The organism is Streptomyces sp. NBC_01618, from assembly GCF_045209435.1.
Lineage (GTDB): Bacteria > Actinomycetota > Actinomycetes > Streptomycetales > Streptomycetaceae > Streptomyces.
The window spans coordinates 102,590-114,288 of sequence record NZ_CP109297.1 but is presented as its reverse complement, the minus strand read 5'-3'; the positions used below and the strand labels follow the sequence as shown (position 1 = coordinate 114,288).

The 11,699-nt window shown below is 69.8% G+C and carries 10 protein-coding genes; 2 read left to right on the top strand and 8 right to left on the bottom strand.

Annotated elements, in window-relative coordinates; translation table 11 throughout:
- Window positions 1–13: 13 nt before the first annotated feature.
- From OH735_RS00535 to OH735_RS00525, 3 genes are all read right to left on the bottom strand, one after another.
- Window positions 14–520 carry a DEAD/DEAH box helicase family protein gene (locus OH735_RS00535; RefSeq protein WP_406378489.1) on the bottom strand — a complete coding sequence of 169 codons (507 nt, stop codon included), beginning with the start codon at window positions 518–520 and terminating at the stop codon, window positions 14–16.
- Between the two features lie 243 nt (window positions 521–763).
- Window positions 764–2,506 carry an amidohydrolase family protein gene (locus OH735_RS00530; RefSeq protein WP_406378487.1) on the bottom strand — a complete coding sequence of 581 codons (1,743 nt, stop codon included), beginning with the start codon at window positions 2,504–2,506 and terminating at the stop codon, window positions 764–766.
- Window positions 2,507–2,520: 14 nt separating this feature from the next.
- On the bottom strand, window positions 2,521–3,915 hold the full coding sequence (locus tag OH735_RS00525) for a hypothetical protein (protein ID WP_406378485.1): 1,395 nt from the start codon (window positions 3,913–3,915) through the stop codon (window positions 2,521–2,523).
- A gap of 218 nt (window positions 3,916–4,133) precedes the next feature.
- Here OH735_RS00525 and OH735_RS00520 point away from each other — a divergent pair, with 218 nt between their 5' ends.
- Both OH735_RS00520 and OH735_RS00515 read left to right on the top strand, forming a co-directional pair.
- Entirely contained in the window at window positions 4,134–5,525 is a 1,392-nt protein-coding gene (locus OH735_RS00520; RefSeq protein ID WP_406378483.1) for an APC family permease, read from the top strand.
- Window positions 5,526–5,676: 151 nt separating this feature from the next.
- Window positions 5,677–6,747 (top strand): MBL fold metallo-hydrolase, encoded by a 1,071-nt coding sequence (locus OH735_RS00515; RefSeq protein WP_406378481.1) that lies wholly within the window; start codon window positions 5,677–5,679, stop codon window positions 6,745–6,747.
- Here OH735_RS00515 and OH735_RS00510 read toward each other — a convergent pair whose 3' ends face one another.
- The 5 genes from OH735_RS00510 to OH735_RS00490 all read right to left on the bottom strand — a co-directional run bounded on the left by OH735_RS00510 (window position 6,748) and on the right by OH735_RS00490 (window position 11,189).
- Window positions 6,748–7,698 (bottom strand): LysR substrate-binding domain-containing protein, encoded by a 951-nt coding sequence (locus tag OH735_RS00510; protein ID WP_406378479.1) that lies wholly within the window; start codon window positions 7,696–7,698, stop codon window positions 6,748–6,750.
- A 139-nt stretch (window positions 7,699–7,837) separates the two neighbouring features.
- On the bottom strand, window positions 7,838–9,085 hold the full coding sequence (kynU, locus tag OH735_RS00505; protein WP_406378477.1) for a kynureninase: 1,248 nt from the start codon (window positions 9,083–9,085) through the stop codon (window positions 7,838–7,840).
- A gap of 296 nt (window positions 9,086–9,381) precedes the next feature.
- A complete protein-coding gene (locus OH735_RS00500; RefSeq protein WP_266753264.1) occupies window positions 9,382–9,561 on the bottom strand; it encodes a hypothetical protein in 180 nt (59 codons plus the stop codon).
- Window positions 9,558–10,628 (bottom strand): MBL fold metallo-hydrolase, encoded by a 1,071-nt coding sequence (locus tag OH735_RS00495; protein WP_406378475.1) that lies wholly within the window; start codon window positions 10,626–10,628, stop codon window positions 9,558–9,560. The genes OH735_RS00500 and OH735_RS00495 overlap by 4 nt, the downstream gene beginning before the upstream one ends.
- 204 nt (window positions 10,629–10,832) lie before the next feature.
- Complete coding sequence (locus OH735_RS00490) at window positions 10,833–11,189, bottom strand: thiamine pyrophosphate-dependent enzyme (RefSeq protein ID WP_406378473.1); 357 nt, start codon at window positions 11,187–11,189, stop codon at window positions 10,833–10,835.
- Window positions 11,190–11,699: the final 510 nt, after the last annotated feature.

Below are 11,699 nucleotides of genomic sequence, written 5' to 3'. Positions count from 1 at the left end.
GGTGGTCTGCAGGTCATGGACCGCCATCGTCTCCAGCAGCGCGGCCTGCAACGCTCCCATCCGCTCGCCCCGCAGCTGCTCCTCGCGTTTTTCGTCGCCGGCGAGGCGGGCGGGGGGTGACGACGGGGTCGGTCAGTTCGACCACCGCGATCTGATACCGCGCCAGAAGCCCTCGGGACACGGCCGACGCGAGCGAGAGCTCGTAGACCACGGGCCCGTAGATTTTGGGGTCGTCCATGGAGCAGGTCAGCTCGCGTGGCAGCCGGTCCCAGCCCTCGAACGGCTCCCCGGTCTCCGACACGGCCCGCTCGATCCTCCGGGGCGGGCGTTCCTTCCAGATCCGGGGTGTGGCGGTCATGTAGAGCCGGCGCATGGCGGGGATGCCGTCCTGGTCGTGGATGGCGGCCCACGCCTTCCCTGCGGATCCGCTTGTCCGGTGGGCTTCGTCCACGATCACGAGGTCGAAGACGTCCATTTTCGGACCAGTCAGCGGGCCCGTCAGCCTGATCTGGATCTTCATCAACTTCCGCCGCTCGATGAGACGGCGTCCTTTCGAGCCTTTTACAACGGCCGGATGAGGTAGGCGAGTTACGGGCAAGTCTCGGCGTGTCTTCCCGCGGAAGCCGCTGTGCACCGGGCGTGGGGGTGTCGCGCGGGACCGGTCAGTCGGCCTGGTCATGGGCGGCGCCAGGGGAGAGGCGGTGGCCTCCTGTGACGGGCGATGCACGGCATGCACCGCCCATCAACACCAGGTACTGCGCCCTCAGCAGCAGGTGTGGTTTTGATGCTCCTCCCGGTGCCACCAGTAGCGCTCCGTGGCCGGAGCCTGCGGGACCTCCGGCAGAGCCCTGTTGTGCACGCCCGACGTCGTACCGGCCGCGACCGATGGCGCGGCCGCGCTCAGCACTCCGCCCTCCGAGGCCCTCCTGGCGATGAGGTCCGGCACGCTGCGCACGAACCCGCCGACGACGACCTGCCGTACCGCCGCCGCCGCCGTGATGTCCTCCAGCGGATCGCCCTCGACCAGGACCAGGTCCGCGAGCTTGCCCGGCTCCACCGTGCCGAGGTCACCGCTCAACCCCAGGACGCGCGCCCCCTCGACGGTTGCGGACCGCAGCGTGTCGTGCGGGCTGACGCCGTAGCGCACCATGGCCTGCAGATTGAGGTGGTAGTACACGGCCGGGGGGACCAGCGGAGTGTCCGTGCCGACCGCCACGTGCGCCCCGCCCTCGATCAGACGGCGGATCGTTTCGACGTGGCGCCCCACGACGGCGATCTCCTCCACGTGCTCCTCGGCCTGCGCTGCTTCGACGCCTTCGCCGAACGCCTTGTACTCGGCGGCGGGCAGCAGCTCGGTCAGCCGGGGATCGTCAATCGCCCACTCCGCGTAGCGGTACAGGCCGAGCCCAGATAGCCCGAGGGTCGGGGTGAAGGCCATCCCGGCGCCGGACAGCGGCCCGGTGACGTCCTGGTAGGTGTGGCCGAGATGGGTCAACTTCTGCCGGCGCCCGTAGCGGCTGGTGCCGCCCATGTGCTCCACGGCGTCCCCGCCGAGTCCGAGCGGGCCGAACAGATAGTGGGAGGTGGTCCGCAGGCCGAGGCGGTGGGCGGTCTCGATGGCCTTGCGCTGCAGCGAGTACGGCAGCCGGACGTAGGTCTTGACCAGATCGTGGCCAAGCGCCCGGCCCTTGTCGAGCTCGCGCCGCAGCTCCCCGGCGCTGGTCACCGGGCGGCCGGAGGAGTAGTAGATCCGCGAACCGTCGATGAAGTCGCCGGCGGCGAACACCCGCGGGCCGGTGCGGCGTCCGGACCCGACGGCCTCCTTCGCCTCGACGCTCGCGTAGTGGCACGTGCCCGGGGAGCGCAGGGCGGTGACGCCGAAGGACAGCCACAGCCGTCCGGTGTCGTTGCGGTACCACGGCCCGTGTTCATGCACAGCGATCAGGCCGGGCATCGCGGTCAGGTGCCGGGCGTCGACGGTCCGGTCGTCGCTTCGCCTGGGCCCGGTGCCGCGCGGGGACACGTCGACGATGCGGTTACCCTCGAGCGTGATGTCGACGTCACGGCGCAGCCGTGCGCTCGTACCGTCCCACAGGGCGCCGGCCTGGATCACGGTGCGGCCGGACGGCTTCGCCTGACGCCACCTCAAGGGGACGGCTACGGTGCGGGCCTCGCCGCTGTCCGCGTCGGCGAGGCGCAGACGACCGTCGGACAAATAGAGCAGCGAGCGGGAATCCCCGCTCCAGCTGGGGGCGTCGGCGGTCTCGCTGCCCACGGTGCGGGCGGGCCCGGTCGGCAGGCCAGAGGAGTCCACTGCGCTGACCCGCAGGGTGCCGCCCACAACGTAGGCGATCTTCTTGCCGTCGGGGGAGTGGACGGGACCGCTGTCGACGCGATTGGCGAGCGACGCACCGGGGACCGGCTCGCTGTAACGGGCCGCGCCCGTGTCCAGGTCGACGGTGAGGATCTGGTTGCGGCCCTCGCGGAAGCGCGGGGTGACCGGCACCAGGACGGCACTGGCTATCTGCTTGCCGTCGGCGGAGAAGCTGGGCCTGCCGGAGCGTTGAGCGGGCCCGCGACCTTGCGTACGTCCCCCGTGGCCACGTCGACGGTGGTGAGGGTCGATCCGTCGGCGACGAAGGCGACCGACCTGCCGTCGGGGCTCCAGGCCGGTGCGTCCGCGTCGCCGAGACCGGTCAACTGCCGCCGCTCGCCGCTGCCGAGCTCATACAGCCACAGCTCGACGGCGCCCGAGCGGTCGCTGACGTAGGCGAGCGTGCGGCCGTCCGGCGACCAGGCGGGGGCGGTGTTGTAGTGCCCGTCGGAGACCACGGCCTCGGGTGCCGCGCCCCGGTGCATCACCCAGATGTCGCCGAGCGCGGCGAAGGCCACCCGGTTGCCGTCCGGCGAGAGCGCCGGGCCGACGATGCCCTTGACCTGTTGCGCGGCGGTGCTGTCGAAGTCCCGGTTGCTGGGCCGCTCGTCGACCGTGGACACCGTGACGCCGGCGCTGAACTCGATGTCCTGGGTCGTACCGCCGATCACGCGGCGGCGCAGCTTTCCGTCGGCGGTGTGCAGCAGCTCGTCGTCGGAGATCCAGCGGGCGGGGAAGGGAAAGACGTCCTCGCCCTCGTCAGAGACGACCTTTCCGTCCACGACCAGCGAGGTGCCGGCCTTGGTGAGGTGGATGTAGGCGAGCTGGCTGCCGTCGGGGGAGAAGGACGGGCCGGCGACGAAGCCGTCGGAGACGGTGACCAGCGTGCGTCGCGCGCTGGAGGCGTCCACCAGGTCGATGCCTCTCGGGGCGCTGCCCGTACCGGTGGTGAAGGCGATCGCGGAGCCGTCCGGGGTCCAGACCGGCTGCGCCTCCTGGGCCGTTCCCCGCGTCCAGATCTCGCTCTTGCCGGTGTCCGGGGACAGCACGTGGATGGCGTACCGGCTGCCGGTCTCGACGGCGCAGGCGATCCGGGTCCCGTCCGGGGAGAACCGCGGCTCGCGGTGGTCGGCGGTGCCGGTGGTGAGGCGGCGCAGCCCTGTCCCGTCCGTGTTCATCAGCCACAGGTGGAAGTTGCCGTCGGTGTACGACACGAAGACGATCCGCTTGCCGTCGGGCGAGAAGTCCGGCTCGGTCGCCTCCTGTTCGATGTCCGTCAGACGAGTCGCCTCACCGCCGGCGGCCGGCACGGTCCACAGGAGATTGAGCAGGTCGAAGGCGATGGTTCGGCCGTCCGGGGAGAGGGCCGCCGAGGCGTTGGTCGCCTCGGTGACGGTGATGTGTGCGGTGCCGGCGCTTCCGCGCGACGCCGCGAGCGCCTGGGCGGCCGGTCCCACCGTGCTGCCGGCCAGCCATACGGCACCGGCCCCTGCCGCGGCCTGTCCGCTGCGCTTCACGAACGTCCGGCGTGTGATGCCCAACTGTGCCGCCTCCTTGAAGGTTGAATCGATGCGGGCCAGACCGTACTGCTTTCAGCCGGAGTTGCGGCACCCCCGGCCGCATAGCCATCTCGTCATGGGATGGACGACTTCGGCATTAGTCGCGCATGTCGGCGCGCCGCATCATGAGCGGACTCGTGGCAGCAGCTGCGGTGCAGTCCGCTGACAGGTTCCGTGGCAAGGGGCAGAGGGGATCATCCATGAGGTCGAAACAGAGCGTTGGCGCGCAGGCCAATCTGAAGCGGACCATCACTCTTCCGCAGGCGCTCGGCGTTGCGTTTCATCAGGTGGTCGGTGGTGGTGTCGTTGCACTGATGGGTGTCGCCATCGCCATGACGGGTTCGGGTACGCCCCTTGCCTTCGTGATTGCGGCAGTCGCCGTGATCATCTACTCGATTCCCATAGCCACCCTCGCGAGCGCCATGCCGGTGGTCGGCGGCCGCTACACCTACGGCGCCCGGGTGTTCTCCCCGACGGTCGGCTTCGTCGCGATGTGGTTCGCGGTGCTCGTGACGATCCAGCTCAGCCTGATGGCGCTGGCCGGAGCGGCGTATGCCCGGTCACTGTGGCCGTCCCTTCCCGCGCGGCCCGTGGCGTTCGTGTTCATGACAGTCTTCTTCGTCGCCAACCTTTTCGGCGCGGCGTTCTCCAGCCGCGTCGGGATCCTGCTGGGATTCATCATGCTCGCAGCCTTCGGCCTTTACGGCGTCACGGGTCTGGGCCATGTGCAGTGGACGCACTTCAGCGAGTTCACACCGCAGGGCGTGGGCGGGCTGCTGTCGACCGCCGCCCTGCTCACCTTCGCCACGACCGGCGCCGTCGCCGTGTCGGACCTCGGAGGGGAGATGAAACGCCCGGGCCGTGACATACCCGTGTCCGTCGTGGGCGCCACCGCCTTTGCCGCCGTCCTCTACGTGCTGGTCGCCATCCCCTCGATCGGCGTACTCGGTCCGCAGGCGGCCGCCAACAAGACGATGACGGCAGTGGCCGAGGTCATCCTGAGCCCTTCAGGGGCGGCCTTCTTCGTCATCGGCGGAGCACTGTGTGCCGTGGTCGGCCACATCAACTCGCTGCTGCTCGCTGCGACGAAGCCGGTCCTCGCCGCCATCGACGACGGCTGGCTCCCTGCGGGCCTCGGCGCGGTCAACAAGCGCTACGGGACCCCGCACTGGCTGCTCACGGTCCTGTACGTCGTGGGCGTGGCGCCCGTGCTACTCGGCTTCAGCGTGGAGGCCGTTGCCGGTATGGCGTCGATCGCCACGGGCCCCATCCTCGCGATCCTCGTCGCAGCGTCATGGCGGCTGCGCACCCGCTCGCCCCACCAGTACGCCGCAGCGCCCTTCAAGCTCAGCCGGGGCGTCCATCTGGCCTGCACGGTGACCGGTGGCGTGGTGCTCGTCGTCCAGACCTACCTGCTGATCGGGCGGCTCACACCTCAGGCCAATCTCGCCTTCGCCCTGTGGGCTCTGCTCGGCGTCGGCGTCTGGGCGCTTCGCCACAAGAAGGTGCGGCACCTGGCCCCGAGCGCAGGACCGCGAGCAGAGCGGCGGCCTGCCGACACGCCGGTTCCCCAGGCCGAGCCCCCGGCGTGACCCCTCCAGACCACCACCTCTCACCCGACGGCAAGTGCAGCAAGTACAGCAAGAACAACAGGAAAGGCCAATGATCATGAGCGCATCAGGCGTCCACCCCCATCGACTGCAAGAGCGGATGAGCCCGCCCCCGGAGAGGGGAACGCACCTCGTGCTCCTGGGCACGCGGGCCGGCCCGCACCCCGAGATGCGCGCATCGGCGGTGAGCGCACTCGTCGTGGACGGGGCCATCTACATCATCGACGCGGGCGCCGGCCTGATCCAGCGCTTCCATGAGGCGGGGCTGGACTTCGGGCAGGTGCGCTCGATGTTCATCACCCACCTGCACAGCGACCACATCGCCGACTACTTCATGTTCTTCAACGTGAACTTCCCGCTGTGGCGACCTGAGACGCAGCAGATCCCGGTCTTCGGGCCGGGGCGGGCCGACCTCAGCGGCCCGGGCACCAGCCGGACTCCCGGCATGCCTGACCTGGCAGATACGCCGGTCATCTCGCCGGAGCTGCCCACCCCGGGCATCGTGGAGATGACCGAGCTGCTCAAACAGGCCTACGCGTTCGACCTCAACAACGCCATCCGGACCACCCGGCGGCCGGATGGTGTTCCGCTCGCCTTCACGGGCGAGACCGGGCGTCCGATGATCGTCCCCCAGGCGATCCCGACGCCCGGCCACGCCCACGTGGAGAATCCCAGCCCGACCATGGACCCCATCGAGGTCTACGAGGACGACCGGGTCAAGGTCACCGCCATCCTGGTCCACCACCCGCCCGTCTTCCCCGCCTTCGCCTACCGGTTCGACACCCCGCACGGTTCCGTCGTGTTCAGCGGGGACACCACTTCGTGCCGCAACCTCGTGGAGCTGGCGTCGAGCGCCGACGTCCTGGTCAACGAGGTCGTTGCGGTGGACGAGGCCGTCGCAATGTACGAGGGGACTGCCTTGGCGGACACCTACCGGCGGCAGTTCCTGACCGGTCACACTCCGCTGGTCAGTCACGGGGTCCCCGGAGCCCCCGACTACGTTCCCGGTGTCGGCGCCGTGGCGACGGAAGCCGGTGTGGGGGCTTTGGTGCTCACCCACCTGTACCCCGCCGACGGGCGCGTCACCCACGAGCAGTTCCTGACCGGGGCACGCTCGGAGTTCGCCGGCACCGTCATAGTGGGCGATGACCTGCAGAGCTACGACGTCAGCGCCCTGGCCGCCCGCACGGCTGCCTCGTCCTGATCAGACGCCGGCGCCGGCGCCTGCGGCCTCGCGGATCTTCCCGGCCTCCATCCGGAGGCACTTCATGAAGTCGACGGCGGTGGGGGTCATCGACCGCTCCTGCGGAAGGAGGACCCCCACCGTGCGGTCCAGGGAGAATCCGTCGCACTGCAGCACCTGGAAGCGGCCGTCGTCGAGGGCCATGTGCCCAGGCAGCGCCGCGACCGCGTCCGACTCCAGGAGCAAGATCTCGGGAACCGACAGCGACGTGCTGATGATCCGGTCCTCCGGCGGCGCCAGATCGCGGTCGCCGAACGCCGCGAACAGCTCGCGTGACACCGCCGTCTCGGCGCCGGGAAAGATCCACGGGTAGCCGCGCAGCGCATCCAGGGTCACATCCGGCTGCGCGGCAGCCGGGTGTCCGGCCCGCACGACGAGCTTCACGCCCTCGGTGTAGAGACGGACCTGACGTACGCAGGGAATATCGGCTGACATGTCGACGCGGCCGACCACGATGTCCAGCACACCGCTGGACAACTGGGACACAAGGCGTTCGTGGGGAGCCTCGACCAGCTCGACCACCACCCGCGGCCGCGAGCGTTTGAGGCGGTGGATGGCGCGGGGGAGAAAGCCGTCCGTGCCGGTGAGATGGGTGCCCACGGCGACGGTGCCGCCCTCCTCGGCCGCCAGCGCGTCGAGGCGGCGGGCAGCCTGGCGCATCCGTCTGATGATCGCGCGCGCGTCCTCGACGAACGCGGCTCCGAAAGCGGTGACCGTGACACCGCGTGGACCGCGTTCGAACAGGGAGACGCCCAGGATCTCCTCCAGCTCGCGCAACGCCCGGGTGACCACAGGCTGGGTCAGATGCAGCTCGTCGGCTGCACGCGTCACGCCGCCTTGGTCAGCGATCGCGACCACCATCGTCAGATGACGCATCTTGAGCCGGCCGTCCAGCAGCCGATTGGAATCCACGACCACACCGTAACGGGACAATCAGCGGTCCGGATAGACGATCAGGAGCCCCGGCCGCACCGATGCGCGCGAAGCCCGGCCCGCGGGTGACCGCCCCGCGGGCCGGGCTCCCGGCTCCCGTGCTAGGCCGGCATCGCCGTCAGCGGCAAGCCCCGGACCCGAGCTGCCGGCACAGGCTCGTGACACCGTGGTACACCTCTTCGAAGCTGGTACTCAGCGGCGCGAGACCGATGCGGATGCCGTCGGGTTCCCGGTAGTCAGGGATGACGCCCTCGTCCCACAGCTTCGCCACCACGTCCCGGGCGCCGGGCTTGCGGATGGTGACGTGTCCACCACGCCGCTCCGGGTCGCGCGGGGAGAGCAGCTCCGCGCCGCCCAGCAGGGTGTCGAGGAGTTCCACGGCGTACTCGGTGAGCGCCACCGACTTGCGCCGCACGGCAGCTGTCCCCACCTCCTCGAGTATCTCCAGCGACACGCTCAGCGGGACCATCGCGAGGATCGCCGGTGTGCCGCTCAGCAAGGAGCGGATACCGTCCGCCGGCTCATAGCCCGCAGCCATGGCGAAGGAGTCGCGCCGGCCCATCCATCCCCAGATCGGTTGCCGGAACTCAGCTTGCAGGGCGCGGTTGACGTAGCCGAACGCCGGGGCGCCGGGGCCACCGTTGAGGTACTTGTAGGTGCAGCCGGCCGCGAGGTCGGCACCCCACGCGTCGAGGGCCAGCTCGACGGACCCGGCCGAGTGGCTCAGGTCCCAGAGCACGAGCGCCCCGGCGTCGTGCGCGATGCGGGTGATGGCGGGTCCGTCGGCCATCCAGCCGGAGCGGTAGGCCACGTGGCTGAGCAGCACCAGCGCGGTCCGGTCCGACACCACCTCGGCCACCTGTTCCAGGGTGACGCCCGACGCGAGATCCGCCCGGATCCACACGAGCTCCAGGCCTCGCTCCCGGGCGATCGCTTCGACGACGTACCTATCGGTCGGGAAATTGTCGTGGTCGACGACGATCTGGCAGCGCCCCGGACGCGCGTCGACAGCAGCGCACACCAACTTGTAGAGGAGGACGGTCGTCGAGTCGGCAACCACGACCTGCCCGGGAGCAGCCCCCAGCGCGGCGGCGGCTATCCGGTCTCCGAGCCGTTCGGGCCACGCCAGCCATTCGTCGGTCCACCCGCGGATCAGGCGGCCGGCCCACTGCCCACGTATGAAGCGGTCCATCCGCTCGGCCGTCGCGCGCAACGGCCGGCCGAGCGAATTCCCGTCGAGGTAGGCGACCAGGTCGCTGTCGGGCGCCTCGAGGAACGAGGCGCGGTAAGCCGCCAGAGGGTCGTCCTCGTCGAGCTGGTGCGCCCGCGCGAGGAGTGTCTGCTCGGGGGTCTGGAACGTGGTCACTGTTCGTCTCCTGTGTTCAGCATGGGTTACTTCACCCGATCGGTGATGCGGGGACCGTGAGGGGCAGGCCTCAGGCGGCCGTGGCGCGGTGGCGGCTGGCAGGCAGGCCCACCGTGGTGAGGTCCGGGCCGAACGCCCGGTGACCCGGGCCGTGGACACGATGCGACGCCGGCGATCTGAGCGGTGACCTGTCCCCGACCCGGGCCCTCTCTCGGCCTGCTGAGACCCTAGGCCGGGCGGTTCCTGGCCACCAATGCCGCTTCTGTCAGGCGTTATACAAAACCGCATGGCTCGGCTCAGGACCTCACAACGTGTGCGACATGCGGTGCAGCCCGCCAGCACTCCTCGGCCGTCGGCCAGCCGGTGCCGTAGACGATCAGGTCGTAGCCGTCGACGATGATGGCGGCGCAGCACAGGGCCACCGGCAGGAAGCGTGAGTGCGACGGGCCCTGATGTGCGGTGTGCAGGCTGGTCATTTCGCTGTGTCCTTCCGCGGGACCGACAGATCGGCGAGATCGATGACCATGAGATCGTCGCTGACCACTACGGGCCGCTTGAGGGTTCGCTCCGCATCGCGTCGGAACTCGCTGTCCTTCACGCTCCCATCCCCCGGGTAGACGTGGTTGAGCACCAGGGATCTCACGCCGCACTGGTGCGCGAACGTGCCGACACCAGGCTTGGTCTGTCCGGTGCTGGGGGACTGCCAGTCTCGCAACGGTGTGTGGGCGCTGCTGAACTGCACCTGCATCCGGTCGTAGATCGGCTGGCCGGCGAAGCGGGCAGTTGCAGCGTCGATGTCCATGACTTCGTTCACCAGTACGTCCGCACCACGGGCGAACTCCTGGAGGTTGGCGTTCGGGGAGGTGTCGCCACTGAAGACGATCGTCTTGTCCGCTGTCTCGAACCGGAACGAGAAGGCGGGGAACACCGGTGGGTGGTCTGTGAGCATGGCGCTCACCTTCACGCGATCATCCTCGTACACCGGGATCGGTGCCATTTCGGGGATGCGGTTCTCGACGTTGGCGTGTGCGGGCACGTCGATGGTGTGCGGGACCATCAGGGCCGGGCTGCTGCCCCCGGTGAAGTCCATGGGTTCGCCGTTGAAGCGGCGCGTGGTGCGCAGCCTCTCGTTGATGTCGTAGGTGTTCGCGCTGATGGAGAAGTCGAAGAACTCGACGATGCCTGGGGTGGGCATCTCGGGGCGGACCAGCGGCGCGTACAGGTCGGTGGGCAGGCCGGGTGCCTCCGAGCCCGCAGGGTCGGTCTTGCTCGCCTGTCCCGGCCCGTATACCTGGACCTGCTGCCGCGGGTAGTCCCAGTTGGTCCAGTTGAGCGAGAAGAAGTTGAAAGCGTCGATGTAGTGGTCGGAATGCAGGTGCGTGATGAACAGGCCGCGGACCTTCTTGAAGTCCAGCCCCGCCTCGGAGATCCGCAGCGGCAGCCCGCTGCCAGCGTCGATGAGGTAGATCGCGCCTCCGACGACGAGGGCGGTGGCCGACGCGGCCCGGCGCCCCGGGATGGGGCCGCCCTGGGTGCCGAGCATGACCAGGTGCGTCCCGCTGTCCGGGGGCGGCCCGCTCGGACGGGCCGGGCTCGCGGCTGCCGACGATGCTGCAGTCGCACCACCGGGAGCAGCCATGACGCAGGCACAGCTCGCGCCCAGGCCAAGTCCGGCGGTCAGGATTCCACGCCGTGTTGGTTTTCCGGGAATTGGCATGTTCGTCCCTTCAGTGGATGGGGCTCGTAATCAGCGCATCAGTGGCTGCGGAAGGCGTCCTCCAGCCACCAAGCGCCCTGGTCGCGGGTCACCGTCGATCAGCAGCGGGGTGTCGCGGGGGCCGTGGAGCCAGTGCTCAGCCGGCGCGAGGTCGGCGACGGTGCGGACCGTCAGTGTGGTGAAGCCGAATCCGGCCGCGATCGAAGTAAGATCCACGGGCGGGAACCGAACGGTGTCCAAGGGGAAACCCTCGGGCCCGAAATGGTGCACCTCGGCGCCGTACGCGTCGTCGTTGTAGACCACGACGACCATCGGCAGGCCCAGCCGCACCAAGGTCTCCAGATCCGAAGCGCCCATCAGCGCCCCGCCGTCGCCGAGCGCCGCCACGGGAGGAGGCGTTGCCAGGCGCCGTTGCTGCGGTTCGCCTCCTCCTCTCCTCCCCGTCTGCCGCGCATTGCGTGGCGGTGGGCCAGCCGGTCGCAGGTGCTACACCGCCGGGCAGCCCGGCCCAAGCCGGACTGGGCGCTGCGGCCGCGCCCGGTCCGGCCGCTGCCCTGGCCGTTGCGCGCACCGGATCGTTCGCCGGCGCACCCTGCTCGCCTGGTATCAGCGCCTGGTCAAGAACGGGTGGACGCAATCGCCGTCCCCGGGACGACCGTCTCTGTCAGTGGAGTTGCGCGATCTGATCACCGGCTCGGTGCGGAGAACGCTCGCTGAGGCTTTCGCCAAGCGCCGTGCCGGGGCTGCGCGCTGGGCCACGCAGTCGTGGCGGGCCGCCCGTCAATGGAGTGCTCACGTGGCTGCCGCGTCGTCGGTCGGTGCGGATGCCTGGGGCTGCGTGACACGGCGTCCACCTCCTCTGCCCGGCGAGTTCCTCGCCGGCCTGCGTTTACGGAA